This is a genomic window from Herbidospora sakaeratensis (genome assembly GCF_001570525.1).
Taxonomy (GTDB): domain Bacteria; phylum Actinomycetota; class Actinomycetes; order Streptosporangiales; family Streptosporangiaceae; genus Herbidospora; species Herbidospora sakaeratensis.
Genome location: NZ_BBXC01000010.1, coordinates 104,293 through 125,006, shown reverse-complemented (window position 1 = coordinate 125,006; position 20,714 = coordinate 104,293). Strand labels below are relative to the sequence as shown.

Annotated in this window: 25 protein-coding genes; 18 read left to right on the top strand and 7 right to left on the bottom strand. The window is 73.4% G+C overall.

Annotated elements, in window-relative coordinates; all coding sequences use genetic code 11:
• Position 1: 1 nt before the first annotated feature.
• The 4 genes from AW271_RS13810 to AW271_RS13795 are packed head-to-tail and all read left to right on the top strand — an operon-like array spanning position 2 to position 3,601.
• Positions 2-862, top strand: a complete 861-nt coding sequence (locus tag AW271_RS13810) for a DUF58 domain-containing protein (RefSeq protein WP_062336691.1) — start codon at positions 2-4, stop codon at positions 860-862.
• On the top strand, positions 859-1,821 hold the full coding sequence (locus AW271_RS13805; protein WP_062336689.1) for a VWA domain-containing protein: 963 nt from the start codon (positions 859-861) through the stop codon (positions 1,819-1,821). The genes AW271_RS13810 and AW271_RS13805 overlap by 4 nt, the downstream gene beginning before the upstream one ends.
• A complete protein-coding gene (locus AW271_RS13800) occupies positions 1,821-2,894 on the top strand; it encodes a VWA domain-containing protein (RefSeq protein ID WP_062336687.1) in 1,074 nt (357 codons plus the stop codon). Before AW271_RS13805 ends, AW271_RS13800 begins: the two co-directional genes overlap by 1 nt.
• A 17-nt stretch (positions 2,895-2,911) precedes the next feature.
• A complete protein-coding gene (locus tag AW271_RS13795; RefSeq protein ID WP_062336685.1) occupies positions 2,912-3,601 on the top strand; it encodes a siderophore-interacting protein in 690 nt (229 codons plus the stop codon).
• Here AW271_RS13795 and AW271_RS13790 read toward each other — a convergent pair.
• Positions 3,598-3,831, bottom strand: coding sequence for a DUF3040 domain-containing protein (locus tag AW271_RS13790; RefSeq protein WP_083976589.1), 234 nt, complete (start codon positions 3,829-3,831; stop codon positions 3,598-3,600). The genes AW271_RS13795 and AW271_RS13790 overlap by 4 nt on opposite strands.
• A 57-nt stretch (positions 3,832-3,888) precedes the next feature.
• Positions 3,889-4,497, bottom strand: a complete 609-nt coding sequence (locus AW271_RS13785; protein ID WP_218008044.1) for a 2'-5' RNA ligase family protein — start codon at positions 4,495-4,497, stop codon at positions 3,889-3,891.
• A gap of 83 nt (positions 4,498-4,580) precedes the next feature.
• Here AW271_RS13785 and AW271_RS13780 point away from each other — a divergent pair, with 83 nt between their 5' ends.
• On the top strand, positions 4,581-5,474 hold the full coding sequence (locus AW271_RS13780; RefSeq protein ID WP_062336679.1) for an NmrA family NAD(P)-binding protein: 894 nt from the start codon (positions 4,581-4,583) through the stop codon (positions 5,472-5,474).
• Between the two features lie 12 nt (positions 5,475-5,486).
• On the opposite strand, the gene AW271_RS13775 is transcribed toward AW271_RS13780, so the two are convergent.
• Complete coding sequence (locus AW271_RS13775; RefSeq protein WP_062336677.1) at positions 5,487-6,116, bottom strand: type I restriction enzyme HsdR N-terminal domain-containing protein; 630 nt, start codon at positions 6,114-6,116, stop codon at positions 5,487-5,489.
• Positions 6,117-6,353: 237 nt separating this feature from the next.
• Between AW271_RS13775 and AW271_RS13770 the strand changes: the two genes are divergently transcribed.
• Entirely contained in the window at positions 6,354-7,058 is a 705-nt protein-coding gene (locus tag AW271_RS13770; RefSeq protein ID WP_062336675.1) for a VOC family protein, read from the top strand.
• Here AW271_RS13770 and AW271_RS13765 read toward each other — a convergent pair.
• Entirely contained in the window at positions 7,055-7,735 is a 681-nt protein-coding gene (locus tag AW271_RS13765; RefSeq protein WP_157554096.1) for a CAP domain-containing protein, read from the bottom strand. The genes AW271_RS13770 and AW271_RS13765 overlap by 4 nt on opposite strands.
• Before the next feature lie 67 nt (positions 7,736-7,802).
• On the opposite strand from AW271_RS13765, the gene AW271_RS13760 reads away from it, so the two are divergent.
• Positions 7,803-8,438, top strand: coding sequence for a class I SAM-dependent methyltransferase (locus AW271_RS13760; RefSeq protein ID WP_062336661.1), 636 nt, complete (start codon positions 7,803-7,805; stop codon positions 8,436-8,438).
• Position 8,439: 1 nt separating this feature from the next.
• On the opposite strand, the gene AW271_RS13755 is transcribed toward AW271_RS13760, so the two are convergent.
• From AW271_RS13755 to AW271_RS13745, 3 genes are read right to left on the bottom strand one after another with little or no spacing between them, the layout of a single operon-like run.
• Positions 8,440-8,994, bottom strand: coding sequence for a hemerythrin domain-containing protein (locus AW271_RS13755; RefSeq protein ID WP_062336658.1), 555 nt, complete (start codon positions 8,992-8,994; stop codon positions 8,440-8,442).
• A gap of 24 nt (positions 8,995-9,018) precedes the next feature.
• Complete coding sequence (locus AW271_RS13750; RefSeq protein ID WP_062336657.1) at positions 9,019-9,435, bottom strand: CBS domain-containing protein; 417 nt, start codon at positions 9,433-9,435, stop codon at positions 9,019-9,021.
• Positions 9,419-9,988 carry a D-glycero-alpha-D-manno-heptose-1,7-bisphosphate 7-phosphatase gene (locus tag AW271_RS13745; protein ID WP_062336655.1) on the bottom strand — a complete coding sequence of 190 codons (570 nt, stop codon included), beginning with the start codon at positions 9,986-9,988 and terminating at the stop codon, positions 9,419-9,421. Before AW271_RS13745 ends, AW271_RS13750 begins: the two co-directional genes overlap by 17 nt.
• A gap of 133 nt (positions 9,989-10,121) precedes the next feature.
• On the opposite strand from AW271_RS13745, the gene AW271_RS13740 reads away from it, so the two are divergent.
• Genes AW271_RS13740 through AW271_RS13690 form a run of 11 tightly spaced genes read left to right on the top strand, consistent with a single transcriptional unit; the run spans position 10,122 to position 20,704 of the window.
• Positions 10,122-11,750, top strand: a complete 1,629-nt coding sequence (locus AW271_RS13740) for a carbamoyltransferase family protein (protein WP_062336653.1) — start codon at positions 10,122-10,124, stop codon at positions 11,748-11,750.
• A complete protein-coding gene (locus AW271_RS13735; protein ID WP_062336651.1) occupies positions 11,747-12,718 on the top strand; it encodes a glycosyltransferase family 2 protein in 972 nt (323 codons plus the stop codon). Before AW271_RS13740 ends, AW271_RS13735 begins: the two co-directional genes overlap by 4 nt.
• Positions 12,703-13,254: a D-sedoheptulose-7-phosphate isomerase gene (locus AW271_RS13730; RefSeq protein WP_062336649.1), complete on the top strand. Its 552-nt coding sequence runs from the start codon at positions 12,703-12,705 to the stop codon at positions 13,252-13,254. Before AW271_RS13735 ends, AW271_RS13730 begins: the two co-directional genes overlap by 16 nt.
• Entirely contained in the window at positions 13,251-14,609 is a 1,359-nt protein-coding gene (locus AW271_RS13725; protein WP_062336646.1) for a PfkB family carbohydrate kinase, read from the top strand. The genes AW271_RS13730 and AW271_RS13725 overlap by 4 nt, the downstream gene beginning before the upstream one ends.
• Positions 14,591-15,268 (top strand): SDR family oxidoreductase, encoded by a 678-nt coding sequence (locus AW271_RS13720; protein ID WP_062336643.1) that lies wholly within the window; start codon positions 14,591-14,593, stop codon positions 15,266-15,268. The genes AW271_RS13725 and AW271_RS13720 overlap by 19 nt, the downstream gene beginning before the upstream one ends.
• Positions 15,259-16,125: a glycosyltransferase family 9 protein gene (locus AW271_RS13715; RefSeq protein WP_157554093.1), complete on the top strand. Its 867-nt coding sequence runs from the start codon at positions 15,259-15,261 to the stop codon at positions 16,123-16,125. The genes AW271_RS13720 and AW271_RS13715 overlap by 10 nt, the downstream gene beginning before the upstream one ends.
• Positions 16,122-17,090, top strand: a complete 969-nt coding sequence (locus AW271_RS13710; RefSeq protein WP_062336641.1) for a UDP-glucuronic acid decarboxylase family protein — start codon at positions 16,122-16,124, stop codon at positions 17,088-17,090. The genes AW271_RS13715 and AW271_RS13710 overlap by 4 nt, the downstream gene beginning before the upstream one ends.
• Entirely contained in the window at positions 17,087-18,070 is a 984-nt protein-coding gene (locus AW271_RS13705; protein WP_062336638.1) for a glycosyltransferase family 9 protein, read from the top strand. The genes AW271_RS13710 and AW271_RS13705 overlap by 4 nt, the downstream gene beginning before the upstream one ends.
• The gene (locus AW271_RS13700; RefSeq protein WP_062336636.1) at positions 18,067-18,972 is read left to right on the top strand and encodes a glycosyltransferase; all 906 of its coding nucleotides are present in this window, start codon (positions 18,067-18,069) and stop codon (positions 18,970-18,972) included. The genes AW271_RS13705 and AW271_RS13700 overlap by 4 nt, the downstream gene beginning before the upstream one ends.
• Positions 18,969-20,168 (top strand): glycosyltransferase, encoded by a 1,200-nt coding sequence (locus tag AW271_RS13695; RefSeq protein WP_062336634.1) that lies wholly within the window; start codon positions 18,969-18,971, stop codon positions 20,166-20,168. The genes AW271_RS13700 and AW271_RS13695 overlap by 4 nt, the downstream gene beginning before the upstream one ends.
• A complete protein-coding gene (locus tag AW271_RS13690) occupies positions 20,165-20,704 on the top strand; it encodes a cysteine hydrolase family protein (protein ID WP_062336632.1) in 540 nt (179 codons plus the stop codon). The genes AW271_RS13695 and AW271_RS13690 overlap by 4 nt, the downstream gene beginning before the upstream one ends.
• The last annotated feature ends 10 nt before the right edge of the window (positions 20,705-20,714 follow it).

The window sequence follows — 20,714 nt, the reverse complement described above, 5'->3', positions numbered from 1 at the left end:
GATGGCCACCCCGCCCGACCGGCTGCTGCGCCGCCTGGAGTGGCGGCTGAACAGACGGCTCGACGGCCGGTTGCAGGGCGCCTACCGCACGGTGTGGCGCGGAGCCGGCATCGACTTCACCGACCTGCGCGGCTACCTGCCCGAAGACGACGTGCGGCACATCGACTGGAACGTCACCGCGCGGCTCGACGAGCCCTTCGTGCGCCTCTACACCGAAGACCGCGAGATGACCGCCTGGCTGGTCGTCGACCGGTCGGCCTCGATGCGGGCCGGGAAGACCGAGGCCGCCACCGACCTGGCGGTCAGCATCGCCCGCGTCGTCTCCCGTGGCGGCAACAAGGTCGGGGCCATCCTGTACGACAACACCGAGCACCGCCTGATCCCCCCGCGCGGCGGCCGGGACCAGGTGTTGCGCCTGGCCAAGGACCTGATGCGGGAGACCGCGTTCGCGAAGGCGTCCACCGACCTGGCCGGCATGTTGCGGCTGGCCGCCGCGACGATCCGGCAGCGCAGCCTGGTCGTCGTCATGTCCGACTTCATCGGCGACCCCGGCTGGGAGAAGCCGCTGGGCATGCTGACCCACCGGCACGAGGTCGTGGTGGTCCGCATCGTCGACCCGTCGGAGCTCGAACTGCCCGACCTCGGCCTCATCGTGGTCGAGGACGCCGAGACCGGCGAGCAACTGCTCGTCGACTCCAGCGATCCGCTGCTGCGCGGGCGGCTGGCCGAGCAGGTCGCGACCCGGGAGGCCGAGCTGGCCGCCGCCATGCGCAGGGCGGGGGTCGACGCCCACCGCGTCACGACGGACCATGACCTGGTGGCCACCCTCCTCGGCCTCGTCAACGGACGGAGGGCCCGGTGACCTTCGACCAACCCCTCGTGCTGGCGCTCGCCGTGCTGCTCACGATCGGCGCGGTGGCGGCGTACGTCGCGATCCAGAAACGGCGCACCGCCGCCCTCGCGGCGGCCGGTTTCGCCGGTCTGGCCGGCGGCGGCCTGCGCCGGCACCTCCCCTCCGCCCTCCTCCTCGCCGCCCTGCCGATATTGCTGACCGGGCTGGCCCGCCCGCAGGCCGAGGTGAGCGTGCCGCGCATCTCCGGCACCGTGCTGCTGGCCTTCGACGTCTCCAACAGCATGAAGGCCGACGACGTGCGGCCCTCCCGGCTGGCCGCCGCGCAGGCCGCCGCCAAGGGCTTCGTGGACAAGCAGCCCTCCTCGGTGGACGTCGGCGTCATCCTCTTCGGCGACCAGGCGCTGCTCACCCAGCCCCCGACCGACGACCGCGGCGCGGTGCTGGCCGCGATCGGCCGGGCGGGCGCGAGCGGCGGCACCTCGCTCGGCCGGGCCATCCTCGTCGGCCTCGGCGCCATCACCGGCACGCCGGTCGCCCTGCCGGAAGAGGGGCAGCAGCCGCCGAGCCTCGGCTACTTCCCCGAGGCGACGATCGTCGTCTTCTCCGACGGCCAGGAGACGGGCGGTCCCGACGTCGCGGCGGCGGCCGAACTCGCGGCGGCCTCGGGAGTGCGCGTCCAGACCGTCGGCGTGGGCACGGCCCGGGGCTCGACCGTCGAGGTCGACGGCTTCCGGCTGGCCACCGCCCTCGACGCGGAGCTGCTGTCGTCCGTCGCGCAGCTCACCGGCGGGAAGTACCACGAGGCCGCCGACGCGCAGGCGCTGGCCGCCTCGACCAACGCGATCGACCTGCGGCTCACCATGAAGAAAGAGCCCCTGGAGCTGACCGCACCGTTCGCCGGGGCCGGGCTGCTGCTGCTCACCCTGGGCGGCCTGCTCGGCACCCGCTGGCACGGGAGGATCGTCTGATGTCGCTCAGCTGGCCGCTGGCCCTGCTCGCGCTGCTGGTCGTGCCGTTACTGCTGCTGGCGCGCTGGTTCTTCAACCGCCGCCGCAAGCGCTCCGCGATCGTCGTCTCCAGCGTCGGGCTGATCCGCGCGGCGATCCCCGGCCGCAGCGCGTGGCGGCGGCGGGCGCCGGTCGCGCTGTTCCTCGTCGGCCTGCTGCTGATCGGCTTCAGCCTCACCCGGCCGCAGGCCACGGTGTCGGTGCCGGCCGACAACACCTCGATCATCCTGGCCATGGACGCCTCGGGCTCGATGTGCTCGACCGACGTCGAGCCCAACCGCCTGACGGCGGCCATCGAGGCCGCCCGCGCGTTCGTCGAGCAGAGCGACGACGGCACCCGGATCGGCCTGGTCGCCTTCGCCGGCATCGCCGGCCTGCTCGTCCCGCCGACCACCGACAAAGACCAGCTGCTCGACGCCATCGACGGCCTGCGCACCTCCCGGGGCACCGCGATCGGCCAGGCGATCCTCACCTCGATCGACACGATCGCCGAGTACAACGCCGACGTCGCCGAGACCGGCGTCGACCTGAGCGCCCCGGCGGCCGGTCAGAACGGCTTCGAGCCCGACACGATCGTGGTGCTCACCGACGGCTCCAACACCACCGGCGTCGACCCGGTCACCGCCGCCGAACAGGCCGCCGCCCGCCGCCTGCGGGTCTTCACGATCGGCTTCGGCACGACCGAACCGGCCGCGATGGTGTGCACCGCCGACCAGGTGAGCGGCGACAACTGGCGGGGCGGCGGCGGGGGCTTCGGCCGCTGGGGCGACGACAGCGGCCTGCGCCGCCGCGTCATGCAGATCGACGAGGCGACCCTCACCCAGGTCGCCGACACCACCGGCGGCAAGTACTTCCGCGCCGAGGACGCCGGCCAGCTCACCGACGTCCTGACCGACCTGCCCAGCGAGATCGGCCTGCACGAGGCCGAGCGCGAGACGACGGTCTGGTTCGTCCTGGCCGGCACCCTGCTGACGTTCGCCGGAGTGGGCCTGTCGATGTGGTGGAACCGGGGGCGCCAACCCGTGGCGCGGTGACGCTAGAGTCGGGCGCCATGGCACGGATCACCGAACGGCTCGCCGACCTCGCCAGCGGCGCCTTCCTCACGCAGGCGGTCGTCACCGCGAAGACGGCGCTGTCGGCGCACTTCGTGCGGGTCGACCTCCGGTCCGACCGGTTCCGGTCGGCGTCGTGGACGCCCGGCTGCAAGGTCCAGCTGCGCACCGACCGCGGCCAGATGACGATGCGCACCTACACCCCGTTCGCGTGGGACCCCGCCGAGGGCGCCGTCTCACTGGTCGCCTACCTGCACGGCACCGGCCCGGCCGCCCGCTGGTTCGACCGGGTGAAGCCCGGCGACCCGTGCGAACTGCTCGGCCCACGCCGCTCCATCGACCTGACCGGCGTCGGGTCACGGGTGCTCTTCCTGGGCGACGAGACCAGCGTCGGTCTGGCCGCCGTGCTCGGGCAGACCCCGGGCGTCACCTTCGTGCTGGAGGCCGCCGACCCGGCCGAGTACACCGAGGTGCTGGCCGCGCTCGGGGTGACCGCGACGGTCGTGCCGAAGACCGCCGACCGGCGCGACCTGCTCGCCGCCGCCCGGCCCGACGCCTACGACCTGGTCGTCACCGGCGACGCCGCGACCGTCGGCCCGGTCAGGCGCGACGCCCGCGACTGGACGCCCGCCCCGGGCAAGGTGTTCGGCAAGGCGTACTGGGCCGAGGGCCGTACCGGCCTCGACTAGGTGTTCAGCACGGCCAACACGAGCACCGCCACGATGATCCCCGTCATGACCCCCGCCAGTACCAGCAGCGTCGCCTTCTTCGCCGTGCCCGGCCAGCCGGGCCGGCTCTCGGCGCGGTGGGCGCAGGCGGCGTTCATGCGGTCGATCCGCGTCGCGAAGGCGCGGTCGTTCGTGCGCAACGAGTGTTCGATCTCCGTCAGGATGCGCTGTTCAGCCGCCGACATTCCCATGGGCGTGATCCTTCTCGTGGGGCAACCGGATGCCCGCTACCCCGGAAGAAGGTCTTCTCACACCGCGGTGTGATCGGTCCATTCGTACATGCGCCGGTCGCGGTGGATGACGATCAGGTCGGCCTTCTCGACGCGGACCCGCGCCGGGGGCGCGTCGATCAGCGCGAGCGCGGTGGCGACGGCGGAGTAGGGCACGGCCGCGTTGCTGTAGGCGATCGAGACGTGCGGGACGAACCCTCCCTCGCGCCCCGGCGCCTCCGGCCACACCTCGGCCATCGCCTGCCGGATCGCCAGCCGCACCGCGACGACCGGCGCGGCCGGGACCGGGTCCCACCGCACCGCCTCCCGGGTGATCACCGGCCGGTCCAGTTCGAGGTCGAAGGCGGGCAGCGCCGCCAGCCGCCGGGTGGCCGCCTCGACCATCAGCTTCACCTGCTCGTCGGTGACCTCGTCGACGAACCCGACCTGCTGCATGGTCAGGTGCAGCGACGCGTCGGGCACCGGGTCGAGCTCCGTCAGCCCCGCGAGCCCCTGCCGGTAGACGGCGGCGAGGCGATGTACGTCGGCGGCGTCGCGGAAGGTGAGATGCCAGGCGTACCCCCGCCGCCCCACCCGCCAGCCGGGCCGCCACCACCAGTGGTCGGCCATCCGCTGTTCATCGGTCACGCCGTCCAGTCTCGACCCTGAGTGACCAAACGGCGACCATGGGTCGTCCCGCATAGCGCTTAGGGTGAGAACTGGAGGCGGTGATGAACGACAACCCGATCCTGGTCACCGGCGCGACCGGAAAGACGGGCGCCCAGGTGGTCGGAGACCTGCTCGACAGGGGCCGGCGCGTCCGCGCCCTGGTCCACCGCGACGACGACCGCTCGGCCTGGCTGGCGAAACAGGGCGCCGAGATCGTCACCGGCGACCTGCTCGACATCGACGCCGTCGCCCACGCCCTGGCCGACGTCCGCCGGGCCTATTTCGTCTACCCGATCCGCCCCGGCCTCGTCGAGGCCACCACGACCTTCGCCCAGGCCGGCGCCGAGTCGGGCCTGGAACTGGTCGTCAACATGTCCCAGATCTCGGCCCGCCGCACCGCGAAGAGCGACGCCGCCCGCCAGCACTGGCTCTCCGAGCGCGTCTTCGACTGGGCGCCGGCGGGCGCCGTCCACCTGCGCCCGACGTTCTTCGCCGAGTGGCTGCCGGTGAACTGGCGCTTCATCGACGGCTCCGGCGTGCTCCCCCTGCCCTTCGGCGAAGGCCGGCACGCCCCGATCGCCGCCGCCGACCAGGCCCGCGTGATCGCCGCCATCCTCGTGTCCCCCGACGACCACGTCGGCCACACCTATCCGCTCTACGGCCCGGTGGAGCTCAACCACCACGAGATCGCCGCGGCGATGTCGAAGGAACTGGGCGTCCCGGTCCGCTACGACCCGATCGAGATCGACGCCTTCGCCGAGACGCTGCGCAAGGCCGGCAGCCCGGAACACCTGATCCAGCACCTGTCAGAGGTGGCCCTCGACTACCGGAACGGCGTCTTCGCCGGCACCGACGACCTCATCGAACAGATCACCGGCCGGAAACCCCAAACGGTCGAACAGTACGTAAGGACCAACCGCGACCTGTTCACCGGAGCGGGACCGGCGAACGGCTGATCGCCGTTCAGATCAGGACACGGTTTCCGGCCGGAGCACTTCCTCGCGCAACACCCGCTGGATTTCCGATGAATCGGCGTTGTAGCCCGTCTGACGGCGGAGTTCCTTTCGCACGGCGTCGACGACCACGTCGGAGGAAATGACCTGGGCCAGCACCCGTGGAGAAGTCGCCGCCCGCGCCTTCCAGAGGTCGTCGATGAGCCGGCGCTTGAAGGCTTCCTTCGTGAGGTAGAAAAGCGAATCGGTCTTGGCCGCCAGACCGGCGTCTCCCAGGAGATCCACCTCCAGGGCCAGATCGATGATCACCGGCAGGCCGGCGGTCATGTGATAGACCTGCCAGACCTGCCCGTTCGACAGGATCATCCATTCGACGCCTTCGTTGACGGCGTACATCTGCACTTGGCGCAGGTGCTTGATGTTGAGCTTCTGGCTGCAGCGTTTCACCTCGATGAAGGCGATGAGCTGCTTGTCGATGCGGATGCCGTAGTCGGCGAACTCGCCCTTGACCTGATATTCCGTGGTCAGGTCTTCGTACTTGTCGTAACCGAGCCCCTCACACAGGAAATCCGTGATCAGGAGACGGGTGTCTTGGAGAAGCGCCGTATGGCCGTACGGACACGATCGCGTGCTTCCGTCTCCCATTTCGGGGTCGCCCGCACCGCCGGAGCCTTTTTCGCCGACGCCGCCGGGAGATCGATGGACGCCACCTGCTCGCTCACGGTTTCCACCCTTCGTAGTAGGACAAGGCACGTTAGGCAGAAATAGCGCGACAGCGTGGCGCGATTTGCAATCGATACCGAATCGACTTCTTGATACGACCGCAAAATATGATTTAACCGACATTAGTTATAAATCAACGGACGCGCCTATGATTTCGGCATGGCGTTGCGACCCGTGCAGGTGAACATCAAGGCGCTCGACGCCTCGGCGGTCGGCCGGTTCTGGGCCGAGGCCCTGGGCTGGAGTGCCTACAGTCCCGGCGTGACCACCTACGCCGGGCCGCCGGGTGGCCTGGTCTGGCCCGACCCCGTGTTCGTCGGGGTCGACGTCGTGCCGGTGCCCGAGGGCAAGTCGGCGGCGAAGAACCGGATGCATCTCGATCTCAACCCCACCTCCGTCGCGCGGCTGCTGGATCTCGGCGCGACGCCCGTGGACGTCGGGCAGGGCGAGGTGCCGTGGACGGTGCTCGCCGACCCCGAAGGCAACGAGTTCTGCGTCTTGGAGCCGAGGGAAATCTACCGGGACACCGGGCCCATCGCGGCGATCGTCGTCGACTGCGCCGATCCGCGGGCCATGGCCCGGTTCTGGGGCGAGGCGATCGACTGGACCCTCCTCCGGGTGAGCGACGACCACGCCGTGTTCCGCTCGGCCGCGGGCACGGGTCCGTTCCTCGACTTCTCCCGGACGTCCGAGCCGAAGACCGGGCCCGACCGGGTCCACCTCGATCTGCTGCCCGATCACGACGGGGAGGCGGCGCGACTGCGTGAGCTGGGGGCCGGCGACCTCGACCTCGGTCAGGGCGAGGTCGCGTGGTCGTGCCTGGTCGATCCCGAGGGGCACGAGTTCTGCGTGCTGCGTCCTTAGGAGCAGCGGCCGAACATCTGCACGTAGGTCATCGCCGGGGTCGCCGACACCGACGGGTCGGCGCTGCCGTAGGCGGCCCGGGTGTACATCTCGGTGTAGCCCGGTGTGAGGATGGTCGCGCGGTGCGGGGGGCTGCCCATCCACCAGGTCACGGCGGCGCGGGGGGTGACGGAGGCGCGGCCCCAGCCCAGGTAGGCGTTCTCGGCCACCGCCCACGAGGTGCCGTTCCGGCAGTAGCCGGCCGCCTTCGCGCGGGCCGCCGGGTCGGTGCCGGTCTCCGGGTTGATGTGGACGTCGCAGCGCGACGGGTCCGACTTGAGCGGCGTGCAGTCGCCGACCTGGGCGACCGTGCCCCACCAGCGGATGCGCACGGCGGCGGCGGCCTCCTTGGAGGCGGCGGCGCGCAGCGGCACCTGCCTGCCGCCCAGGCCGATGTACCGCTTCACCGGCTGGAGGCCCCGGGCGGTGCGCTCGGCGTTGACCAGGCAGAGCACCGACTTCTCGATCTTGCTGGTCTGCATCAGGTGGTCGTAGCGGCCCCGGGCGGTGTCGGGGAAGGCGGACTTCTCGCGGTAGACGAGGTCGGCGTCGGCGCAGGGGGCGGCGGTGTTCGCCAGCGCGGGCGAGGCGGGGACGGCCAGCGCGGCCAGCACACCGAGGAGGACGAGACTTCTCATGGGCCGAGCGTGCGCCGGTGTCCTTGCCGGCCGCTTGAGTACGCCTTTACTCAACTAGCCTCTCGTTGTGCTCGACTGGGATCACAACGCCTACTACCACCGGCTGCTGCTCGGCCACCTGCCGCCGGACCCCTCAAGGGTGCTGGACGTCGGCTGCGGCACCGGGGGCTTCGCCGCCGAACTGGCCGCCCGCGCCGCCCACGTGGACGCCCTCGACCGCTCCCCCGAGATGATCGAGCAGGCCGCCAAACGCGACCTCGGCAACGTCTCCTGGGTTCTCGGCGACGTGCTGACCGACCCGCTGCCGGGCCGCGACTACGACGGGATCTTCTCGATCTGCGCCCTGCACCACATGCCGCTGCGCGAGGTGCTGCCGATCCTGTCGGCGGCCCTGCGGCCCGGCGGGGTGCTCGCGGCCATCGCGCTGCCCCGGCTCGACCTGTTCAGGGAGTCGCACGTCGAACTCGCGGCGGCGGCCGGGCACCGGGCCCTCGGGGCGGCGTACCTGACGAGACGGCGGTTGAACGGCGGCGGCGGGTTCTTCGCCAAGGAGCCGGCGCACGACGCCATGCCCATGGTGCTGAACCCGCCGCTGACCACCCGCGAGGTCGCCCGCGAAGCCGCCGTTGTGCTGCCCGGTGTGCGGGTGCGGCGGCTCGTCTTCTGGCGTTATCTCCTGACCTGGGAGAAGCCGGCCGGCTGAGTCACTCGCCCAGCGCGGCCAGGAGCTGGTCTTTGGTCATCGAGCTGTAGCCCTCGATGTTCTTCTCCTTGGCCTGTTCGAGCAGTTCCTCCTTGGTGCGGCCGCGCGGCTTCGGCGGCCTGGCCAGGTCCGCCGCCTTGGCCTCGCTGAACACGCGGCCCAGCCGGACCAGCTTGTCGCCCGGCACGGCCTTGGCGAGGACGGGGAGGATGTCGCTCTCCTCCTCCTCGACGTGGTGCTTGACGGCCTTCTCCATCTGCTCCAGAACCGAGGCGAACTCCGCCTTGTCGGGATCGGCCGCCATCAGCGCGGCCAGCAGTTCCTCGGCCTCGTGATGCTCCTCGGTGCCGTGGTGCACCTCGCCCCGTTCGCTCGGCGCGGCCTGGGCCAGCGCGGCGTAGACGTGGGCCTCCTCGGCGCGGGCGTGCGCGACGAACTTGGCGGCCAGTTCGGCCACCAGCGCGGGGCGGTTCTCCCGCTCGGCCTTGAGCTTCGCGAAGAGCTGCTCGACGTCGCGGTGGTCGGCCAAGATCAGGTCGATGACGGTCTGGCTCATCTCGTCTCCAGAGTGCGAAGAGGGTCAGTCGGTGGTGAGGGCGTCCATCAGGTCGCCGACCGTGGCGTCGGGCACGGCCCGGGCGACGTCGGCCAGGGCGACCATGCCCACCAGGGTGTGCCCGTCGATCACGGGCAGCCGGCGGACCTTGTGGGAGCCCATCGTCCGCAGGACCTCGCGGGCGTCGTCGTCGGCGCCGATGGTGACGACCTCGGCGCCGCCCAGCTCACCGGCCAGGCACGACTTCGGGTCGCGGCCCTGGGCGATGACCTTCACCACGATGTCGCGGTCGGTCAGCATGCCCTGGAGCCGGTTGTCCTCGCCGCAGATCGGCAGCGAGCCCACGTCGAGGCTGAGCATCTTCTCGGCCGCCTCGGCGATGGTCTGGTCGGAGTTCACACACTCCGCGTTCGGGGTCATGATCTCACGTGCGGTGGTCATGGCCTCTCCTTCCGTCAGGGCCCCGCTGCCCCTCTGACGGCGGTTGAAAAGCGAGCGCCGCCTCGACCGCCGCCGGGAGATCGGCGGCGACCCGCTCGGCCGCCCGGATCTCGCCGATCTTCGTGACGGCCGTGGGCACCAGGATGCCCCGCGCCCCGGCGGCCCGCGCCGCCTCCATGTCACGGCCGATGTCGCCGATCACCACGCACTCGGCGGGCGGCACCCCCAGCCGCCGCGCGGCCGACAGGACCATGCCCGGCGCCGGTTTCCGGCAGGGGCAACCGTCGCCCTCGCCGTGGACGCAGACCTCCCACACGTCGAACGGGCCGAGGAGTTCCTCCACCCGATCGTTGACTTCCCGGAGTTCACGGAGAGTGATGAGGCCCCGGGCCACCCCCGACTGGTTGGTGATCACTCCGATCGGCACGCCCGCCGCCCGCAGGCGATCGAGGGCGGCCCGCGCGCCGGGCATCGGGAGCACACGTTTGGCGTCGTTGTTGTAGGGGAGGTCGACAATCAGGGTCCCATCCCGGTCGAACAGAATCGCGCGCATGATCTCGCGCTACCCATGACGCCGGCCGGGGATGTCAACGCCGCCAAACCAGGTGCGGTCGTTTCCGACGCCGGTGAAGCGCTACTCGGAGGAGCGCTTCTCGAGTGGTGTTCTCCACGCGAAAGCGGGTCCCATGAGATTTCTGGGAATCAACGCGATCTTCCATGACCCTTCGGCCGCGCTGGTGGTGGACGGGCGTACCGTCGCCGCCGCGGAAGAGGAGCGATTCAGCAGGAGGAAACACGGCAAACGTCCACTGGCGTTCTCGGCCTGGGAGTTGCCGGAGACGGCGGCCGCCTGGTGCCTGGAGAAGGCCGGGCTGCGGCCGGAGGACCTCGACGGGGTGGCCTATTCCTACGATCCGGCCCTGGTGGTGGACGGCGGGCCCGGCCAGGACGGGGCCTGGGAGATGCTGCGCACCGCCTACGCCGTGCGGGCCCCCGCCTTCTTGGCGACCGCGTTGCCGGGGCTCGACCCCGCGCAGGTGAAGTTCGTCCCCCACCACATCGCCCATGCCGCCTCGGCCGGGCTGGCCGCGCCGTTCGGCGACTGCGCCGTGCTGGTCTGCGACGGCCGCGGCGAGGCGGTCTCCCACCTGGCGGGCGCCTACCGCGACGGCGAGCTGACCGTGCTGGCGAGCCAGGCGTTGCCCCATTCCCTCGGGCTCATGTACGAGGACGTCACCGACCACCTCGGCTTCCTGCGCTCCAGCGACGAGTACAAGGTCATGGCGATGGCCTCCTACGGCACGCCGAAGCACCTGCCCGCGCTCCGCGACCTGATCGGCGCGACCGGCGACGGCGGCTTCCACGTCGGCCCGATCGACTGGAACGTCTTCGCCAAGCAGGTGCCGCGCGGCGGCGCCTGGAACGGCGAGCACGCCGACCTGGCGGCCAGCGTCCAGGCCCGGCTGGAGGAGGTGCTGCTCGACCTGGCCGCGTGGTTGCACGACCGCACCGGCCTCGACCGGCTCGCCCTGGCCGGCGGGGTGGCGCTGAACTGCGTGGCCAACACCCGCCTGTTCGAGCGGAGCCCGTTCCGCGAGGTGTGGGCCCAGCCGGCGGCCGGCGACTCGGGCACCGCCCTGGGCGGCGCCCTCCACCTGGCCAAGACCTACGGCGACCCGGTCGCCCCGATGCCGGGGGCCGACCTGGGCCGCGGCTTCACCGACGCCGAGCTGGCGGCCTGGCTCGACGTCGCCCAGATCCCCTATTCCCGCCCGCCCGACATCGCGGTGGCGGTGGCCGACGCCCTCGCCCAGGACCGGATCGTGGCCTGGTTCCAGGGCCGCAGCGAATACGGCCCCCGCGCGCTGGGCCGCCGTTCGCTGCTGGCCCACCCCGGCAATCCGCGCAACACCGAACGGCTCAACGACGTGAAGGGCCGGGAGCAGTTCCGGCCGGTCGCGCCCATGGTGCTGGAGGGCCGGGCCGCCGAGATCTTCTCGCGGGGGCCGGTGCCCAGCCCGTACATGCTGTTCGTGCACGACGTCGCCCCCGTGTGGCGCGACCGGATCCCGGCCGTGGTGCACGTCGACGGGACGGCCCGCATCCAGACGGTGTCGGCGGGGCGCGACCCGCTCATGGCGGCCGTGCTGAACGCCTTCGAGTCGCTGACCGGGCTGCCCGTGGTGGTCAACACCTCGCTGAACACGGCCGGGCGGCCCATGGTCGACGATCCGCGCGACGCCCTGGAGTGTTTCGGGTCGGCGCCGGTCGACGTGCTGGCCATCGGGCCGTTCCTGGTGCGGAGGTCGGTATGAGCGACCCGGAGATCACCGTGGTGATCCCGACCGTCGGCCGCGACACGCTGCGCGCGGTCGCCGAGGCGGTGCCGGAGGGGTTCCCGCTCGTCGTGGTCGACGACCGGCCGTGGCGGCGCACCGACCGGCTGCCCGTCGGGGAGCCGTCGGCGACGCTGGTCATCCTGCCCTCGGGCGGACGCGGCCCGGCGGCGGCCCGGAACCAGGGGTGGCGTGCGGCCTCGACGGAATGGGTCGTCTTCCTCGACGACGACGTGCTGCCGGGGCCCGGCTGGGCCGACAAGATCGGCGACGACCTGCGCGGCCTGCCGCCGGAGGTGGCGGGCTCGCAGGCCCGGATCGTGGTGCCGCTCGACAAGGGCCGGCCGCCGACCGACGCCGAACGTAACACCCTGGGCCTGACCACGGCCCGGTGGATCACCGCCGACATGGCGTTCCGGCGCAGCGCGCTGGCCGCCGTGGGCGGCTTCGACGAACGTTTCCCCCGCGCCTACCGCGAGGACGCCGACCTGGCCCTGCGGCTGACCTCGGCCGGCCACCGGCTGGTGACCGGCCGGCGGACCACCGTCCACCCCGTCAGGGACGAGGGGTTCTGGGCGAGCCTGCGACGGCAGCGCGGCAACGCCGACGACGCGCTGATGCGCCGGATCCACGGCCCCGGCTGGCGGGCCCGCGTCGGCGGGCCCGGCCGGTTGGGCGACCACGCGCTGACGACGGCGCTCGGCCTGGCCGCCGCCGCGCTGGCCTGTCGCGGCCACCGGGCCGCCTCCCTGACGGCGTTCGCGGGCTGGGCGGCGCTGACCGCCCGGTTCGCCTGGAGCCGGATCGCGCCGGGGCCGAGAACACCCTCGGAGGTGCTGCGCATGGCCGCGACCAGCGTGCTGATACCGCCCGCCGCCTGCCTGCACCGGCTGGGCGGCGAACTGCGGGTCCGAGTGAGAGGGGGAGGCGCGTGCATCCGCACCTGAACGATCTGACCGCCACGCTGAACCGGCTGGAGCACGAGACGGCCCGGGTCCGTGTGTGGGGCCGCAAGCTGGCCGGTGTCCTGAACGACGGGGGACGCCTGCTGGCCTGCGGAAACGGCGGCTCGGCGGCCGAGGCGCAACATCTGACCGCCGAACTCGTCGGCCGCTTCCGGGCCGACCGCCGGCCGTACGCGGCCATCGCCCTGCACGCCGACACCTCGTCGACCACGGCGATCGTCAACGACTACGGCCCGGAGGAGGTCTTCGCCCGCCAGGTGCGGGCGCACGGACGCCCCGGCGACGTGCTGCTCTCGTTGTCGACCAGCGGGACCAGCCCCAACGTGCTGGCCGCCACCCACGCCGCCCGCGACGCCGGCCTGATGACCTGGGCGCTGACCGGCCCGCCGCCCAACGACCTGGCGACCCTCTGCGACGACGCGATCCCGGTCCCGTCGGGCAGCCCGTGCGTCGTCCAGGAGGTCCATCTGGTGCTGGTGCACCTGCTCTGCGAGGCGATCGAGGAGGCCCTGCCGTGACCGGACCTCTGGTCGTCATCGGCGACACCCTGCTGGACTGCGATCTCGACGGGCGCAGCGACCGGGTCGCGCCCGACTCCGGCGCGCCCGTCGTCGAGGACGCCTCGGAGCGCGTGCGGCCGGGCGGGGCCGGGCTGGCCGCGCTGCTGGCGGCGGCCGACGGCATGCAGGTCGTGCTGGTCACGCCGCTCGGCGACGACCCGGACGGCCGCCTGCTGCACCGCCTGCTGGCCCGGCACGTGATGGTCGTCCCGCTGCCCATGCGCGGCACGACCGTGCGCAAGACCCGGATCAGGGTGGGCGGCGCGACGCTGGCCCGGCTCGACTCCGGCGACGGCGTGGCCGGCGACCTGACCGGCCGGGCGCTGCCGGTGTTGCGCCGCGCGGGGGCGATCCTCGTCTCCGACTACGGGCGCGGCGCCGCCGACCTGGTCGCGAAGCTGCTGCCCGGCCTGGCCGCCGGGCCCGTGGTGTGGGACCCGCACCCGCGCGGCCCGCTGCCGCCCGAGTGCACGATGGTGACCCCGAACCTGGCCGAGACGACCGCGCTGACCGGTTCCGGCGAGCCCGCCGAGGCGGCCCGCCGCCTGCTGGCCATGCTCGGCGGAGAGGCGGTGGCGGTCACCCTCGGGGCCGAGGGCGCCCGGTTCCACTCCGGCGACCGGGGTTTCCACGTGCCCGTGCCCGAGCCGGTCACCAGCGGCGACACCTGCGGCGCGGGCGACCGGTTCGCCACGGCGGCGGCCGCCGCGCTGCTCGGCGGGGCGACCTGCGCAGAGGCGGCCGTGGCGGCGACCACGGCGGCCACCGCGTTCGTGTCGGCCGGCGGCGTCGCGAGCGTGCCCGCCGCGCCGCCGGAGGGCGACGCCGACGTGCTGCGCCGGGCCGACAGGGTGCGCCGCGCGGGCGGCCGGGTGGTCGCCACCGGCGGCTGCTTCGACCTGCTGCACGCCGGGCACGTCAGCCTGCTGCGCCGCGCCCGCGAGCTCGGCGACCTGCTGGTCGTCTGCCTCAACTCCGACCTGTCGGTCCGCCGCCTCAAGGGCAAGGGCCGCCCGGTCTCCCGGCAGGACGACCGGATGGCCGTGCTGACCGCGCTGGAGGACGTCGACGGCGTCGTCGTGTTCGACGAGGACACCCCGGCCGAGGTCATCCGTGCCCTGCGGCCCCACGTGTGGGTCAAGGGCTCCGACTACGGCGGCCGGGTGCTGCCCGAGTCGGCGGTGCTGGCCGACGTCGGCGCCGAACTGGTGCTGCTCGACACGGTGCCCGAACGCTCCACCACCCGGCTCATCACGGCCGCCGCCCGACGGCCCGATCTCTGGAAGGAACGTCGATGCTGGGAAACATCCTGATCACCGGAGGCGCGTCCGGCCTCGGGCTGGCCACCGCGCGGGCCGTCGCCAAGGCGGGCGGACGGCCGCTGATCATCGACCGCGCCGTGCCGGAGGACTTCGAGCACGTCCGCGCCGACCTGGCCGACGGCCAGGCGACCGAGGCGGCCGTCCGGTCGCTGGCCCAGCAGGCGGGCGGGCTCGACGGCGTCTTCACCGCCGCCGGGACCGACGCCTGCGGCGCGCTCGCCGACGTGCCGGCCGGCACGTGGGAACGGGTCGTGCGGGTGAACCTGCTGGGCACGGCCGCCGTGGTGCGGGCCGCGCTGCCGTTTCTGATCGAGAGCCGGGGACGGGTGGTGACCTGCGCGTCCACGCTCGGGATCAAGGCCGTCGGCGACGCCACGGCCTACTGCGCGAGCAAGTTCGGCGTCGTCGGGTTCACCCGGGCGCTGGCGGCCGAGCTGGCCGGGACGGTGGGCGTGACGCTGCTGATCCCCGGCGGCATGAGCACCGCTTTCTTCGACGGCCGCCCCGAACAGTACAAACCCGGCCCGGACGCCCAGCTCAACCGCCCCGAGGACGTCGCCGAGACGGTCGTGTTCGTGTTGTCCCAGCCGTCCGGGTGCGAGGTGCGCGAACTGGTCGTCTGCCACTCGATGGAGACGTCGTGGCCCTAGACCTGCTGGTGCTGCGCGGCCTGGGGCTCGGCGACCTGCTCACCGGGCTGCCCGCGCTGCGCGCCCTGCGGCGGGCCTTCCCCCGCCACCGGCTGGTGCTGGCGGCGCCCGAGACGTACCGGGAACTGCTGGGCGGGGAGGCGGACGCGTGGCTCGACGTGCGCGGGCCCGGTCCGGTTCCGGTGACCGGCTGCGACGTCGCGGTCAACCTGCACGGCCGGGGGCCCGAGAGCGTCGCGGCGCTGCGCGCGGCCGGGCCCCGCCTGCTGATGAGCCACACGGCCGGGCCGCCCTGGAACCCGGCCGCGCACGAGGTGGCCCGGTGGTGCGACCTGCTCGGCTGGTACGGCGTGCCCGCCGACCCGGCCGACCTCCGGCTCGGCCCGCACGAGGGCGGCGGGCCGATCGTCGTCCACCCCGGCGCGGCCTTCGCGGCCCGTCGCTGGCCGGCGGAGCGGTTCGCCGAGGTGGCCGCCGCGCTGACCGCGGAAGGACGGCCCGTGGTGGTCACGGCCGGGCCGGGCGAGACCGACCTGGCCGCGCGGGTCGCGGGAGACCTGCCGGTTCTGACGCCCACCCTGCCGGAATTGGCCGAGTCGGTGCGCCGGGCTCAGCTGGTGATCTGCGGCGACACCGGCGTGGCCCACCTCGCCGCCGCCTACGGCACCCCGTCGGTGGTGCTGTTCGGCCCCACGTCCCCGTCGTCGTGGGGGCCGCCGCCGGGGCCGCACCGGGTCATCTGGCACGGCCGCACCGGCGACCCGCACGGCCGCGTGCCCGACCCCGGGCTGCTGGAGATCACGGTGACCGAGGTGCTGGGCGCGGCCCGGGACCGGCTGGAGGTGAGCGTCGCATGAGGACCGTCGTGACCGGCGGGGCCGGGTTCCTCGGCTCCTACCTGTGCGAACGGCTGCTCGACCGGGGCGACGAGGTGGTCTGCCTCGACAACCTGCTCACCGGCGACCCCGAGAACGTCGCCCACCTGATGGAGCGGCCGGGTTTCCGGATGGTCGACTGCGACGTGACCGAGTTCCTGCACGTGTCGGGACCGGTCGACCTGGTGCTCCACTTCGCCTCGGCCGCCTCCCCGGCCGACTACCTGGCCTATCCCGTCGAGACCCTCAAGGTCGGCAGCACCGGCACCCTCCACACGCTGGGCCTGGCCAGGGAGAAGGGCGCCCGGTTCGTGCTGGCCTCCACCAGCGAGGTCTACGGCGACCCGCTGGAGCACCCGCAGCGGGAGGACTACTGGGGCAACGTCAACCCGGTCGGCCCCCGCAGCGTGTACGACGAGGCCAAGCGGTTCGGCGAGTCGCTGACCACCGCCTACGGCCACGCCCACGACATGGACACCGCGATCGTCCGCATCTTCAACACCTACGGGCCGCGCATGCGCCCCCACGACGGCCGCGCCATCCCGACGTTCATCCGCCAGGCCCTGGCCGGGGAGCCGATCACGGTCACCGGCAGCGGCGAGCAGACCCGCTCGATCTGCTACGTCGACGACACGGTCGACGGCGTGCTCGCCCTGGCCGACAGCGACTTCGCCGGGCCGGTGAACATCGGCAACCCGGCCGAGACGACCATGACCGAGCTGGCCAGGGAGATCCGCGACCTGGCCGGGTCGTCGTCCCCGATCGTCCACGTCGACCGTCCGGTCGACGACCCGCACCGGCGCTGCCCGGACACCTCGCTGGCCGCCGCCCGGCTCGGCTGGCGGCCGGCGGTGCCGGCCACGGCCGGGCTGCGCCGCACGATCCGCTGGTTCGCGGAGGAACGGGAGCCGACGAAGGGATCGACGAGGGGATCGACGAGGGGATGAGCGCACACGTGCTGCTGGCGCGCCTCGACAGCGTCGGGGACGTGCTGCTGACCGGCCCGGCGGTCCGCGCCGTGGCGGCGGGGGCCGGCCGGGTGACCCTGCTGGCGGGCCCGCGCGGCCGGTCGGCCGCCGACCTGCTGCCGGGCGTCGACCGGGTGCTGGAGTGGCCGGCGCCCTGGATCGAGCCCGAACCCGACCCGGTCGACCCCGAGCACCTGCGGCTGCTGGTCAAGATGGCCGACGACGTCGACCGGGCGCTGATCTTCACCTCGTTCCACCAGTCGCCGCTGCCGCTGGCGCTGCTGCTGCGGATGGCCGGGGTGCCGTGGATCGGCGCGATCAGCGACGACTACCCGGGCTCGCTGCTCGACCTGCGGCACCGGGTGCCCGACGACCTCCCCGAGGCCGAACGCGCCCTCAGCCTGACGACGGCGGCCGGATATCCGCCGCGCGGCTTCCACCTGGCGGTGCGGCGGCCGCTGCCCGAGCCGGACCTGCCGCCGGGGTACCTCGTCGTCCACCCGGGCGCCTCGGTGCCCGCGCGGGCGTGGCCGCCGGGGCACTGCGCCGGGCTGGTCGACCTGCTCGCCCGGCACGGCCATCCGGTGGTGGTGACCGGCTCGCCGGGCGAACGCGGGCTCACCGCCCGCGTCGCCGGGCGGCACGGCGTCGACCTCGGCGGGCGAACCACCCTGGAGGAGCTGGCCGGGGTGCTGGCCGGGGCCCGGGTCGTGGTGGCCGGGAACACCGGACCCGCCCACCTGGCCGCCGCCGTCGGCACGCCCGTGGTGTCGTTGTTCGCGCCGACGGTGCCCGCCGTCCGGTGGGCGCCCTACGGCGTGCCGTACCGGCTGCTCGGCGACCAGCACGCCGCCTGCGCCGGGACCCGGGCCACGGTCTGCCCGGTCGCCGGGCACCCGTGCCTGAGCTCGGTGGTCCCGGCCGAGGTGTACGCGGCGATCGAGGAGGTCCGGCGATGAGGATCCTGGCCTGGCACGTGCACGGCTCCTGGATGACGGCGTTCGTGCACGGCCCGCACGACTACCTGGTCCCGGTCACCCCCGACCGAGGCCCCTACGGCCGGGGCCGCGCCCGCACCTACGACTGGCCCGCCAACGCCCGCGAGGTCGCCCCCGAGCGGCTGCGCGACGAACCCGTGGACGTCGTCGTCCTGCAGCGCCCCGACGAGCTGGAGCTGGCCCGCCGCTGGCTGGGCCGCGACGTGCCGTGGGTGTACGTCGAGCACAACACCCCGCCCGATGTGCAGACCCGCCACCCCATGGCCGACCGGGGCGGGCCGCTCGTGCACGTCACCCACTTCAACCGTCTCTTCTGGGACAACGGCCGGGCCGCCGCCAGGGTGATCGAGCACGGCGTCCCGGACCCCGGGAGGCGGTACACCGGCGAGCTCCCCAGAGCCGCCGCCGTGATCAACGAGCCGGTCCGCCGGACCCGCGTGGCCGGCACCGACCTGCTGCACCTCTTCTCGCCCGTGGACGTCTTCGGCATCGGCACCGAGGCGCTGGAGAACGGCCAGGGCGACCTCCCCCACGACCGCATGCTGACCGAGCTGGCGCGGCGGCGGGTCTACGTCCACCCGTACCGATGGACCTCGCTCGGCCTGTCGCTGCTGGAGGCCATGGCCCTCGGCATGCCCGTCGTCGCGGTCGCCTCGACCGAGGCCGGGGAGGCGGTGCCGCCCGGGGCGGGCGTGTTGTCCACCGACCCCGGCCGGCTCGCCGAGGCGGCGCGGCAGTTCGCCGCCGACCCCGATCTCGCCCGCCACACGGGTGAGGCGGCCCGTGCGGCGGCCCTCGGCCGCTACGGACTCGACCGGTTCCTCGCCGACTGGGACCGGCTGCTCAAGGAGGTGGTGCGATGAGGATCGCGATGGTTTCGGAGCACGCCAGCCCGCTGGCCGGGCTGGGCACCCCGGACGCGGGCGGCCAGAACGTGCACGTGGCGGCCTTGGCCACCGCGCTCGCGGCGCTCGGCCACGAGGTCACCGTCTACACCCGCAGAGACGATCCCGGCCTGCCCGAACGGGTGCCGCTCGGGCCCGGCGTCACGGTCGCCCACGTGCCCGCCGGGCCGCCGGCGCCGATCCCGAAGGACGACATCCTGCCGTGGGTGCCCGACTTCGCCTCCTGGTTGCGGGAGCAGTGGGCCTTCGAGCGCCCGGACGTGGCGCACAGCCACTTCTGGATGAGCGGCCTGGCCACCCTCGGCGCGGCCGGGCGGCTGGGCGTGCCGGTCGCGCACACCTTCCACGCGCTGGGCACGGTCAAGCGCCGCCACCAGGGCCCGGCCGACACCAGCCCGGCCGAGCGCATCGCCGCCGAGACGGCCATCGGGCGCGCCGCCGACGTGATCGTCTCGACCTGCCCCGACGAGGTCGACGAACTGGCCCGGATGGGGGTGCCCCGCCACCGTGCCCGCGTGGTGCCGTGCGGGGTCGACCTCGGCCTGTTCCGTCCCGGCGTGCCCGGTACGCGCCCGGTGCGGCCGAGGTTGTTGTCGATCGGGCGGCTCGTGCCGCGCAAGGGCGTCGACACGGTGGTCCAGGCGCTGCCGTACGTGCCGGAGGCCGATCTGGTCGTCGGCGGCGGCCGGCCCGCCGGCGAGCTCGACCACGACGAGGAGGCGATCCGGCTGCGGGCCGAGGCCGACCGCGTCGGCGTGGCCGACCGGGTGACCTTCACCGGCCAGGTGGCGCGCGACGACGTGCCGGGCCTGATGCGCTCGGCCGCCGCCGTGGTCTGCGTGCCCTGGTACGAGCCCTTCGGCATGGTCGTGCTGGAGGCGATGGCCTGCGGGGTGCCGGTGATCGCCTCGGCGGTCGGCGGCCAGAAGGACACCGTCGTCAACGAGGTGACGGGCCTGCTGGTGCCGCCCCGCCGGCCGACGGCCGTCGCCGCGGCGGTCCGGCGGCTGCTGGACGACCCCCTGCAGAGCGACTCCTTCGGGATCGCCGGAGCCGACCGGGCCGCCACCCGCTACGGCTGGGACCGGGTGGCGCGCGACACCGTCGCCGCCTACGCCCAGGCGATGCGCCGCGTGGAACGCACGGCCTCATGAGCGGCGCCTCGACCGCGGTCGTGGTGATGGACGTGCTCAACGCCTACGACCACGAGGACGCCGAGACGCTGGCCGCCAACGTGGAGAAGACGATCGGGCCGATCGTCCGGCTGATCGACAAGGCCCGGCGGGCCGACGTGGAGCTGATCTTCGTCAACGACAACCACGGCGACTTCAGCGCGACCCGCGACGACCTGATCCGGCGCGCGCTGGCCGGCCGGCGTCCCGACCTGGTCGAACCGCTGGTGCCGCCGGGGAACTTCGCGTTCCTGCCGAAGGTGCGCCACAGCGTCTTCTACGGCACCCCGCTGGAGTACGCGCTCAACCGCGAACACGTCGAGACGGTCGTCCTGGCCGGCCAGGTGACCGAGCAGTGCGTGCTCTACAGCGCGCTCGACGCCTACGTGCGCGAGTTCTCGGTCAGGGTCGCCGTCGACGGAGTGGCGGCCATCCACGACGACCTCGGCGCCGCGGCCCTGCGCATGATGGAGCGGAACATGCGGGCCGACCTGCTCCCGGCCACCGACTGCCTGTGACGGAGATCCT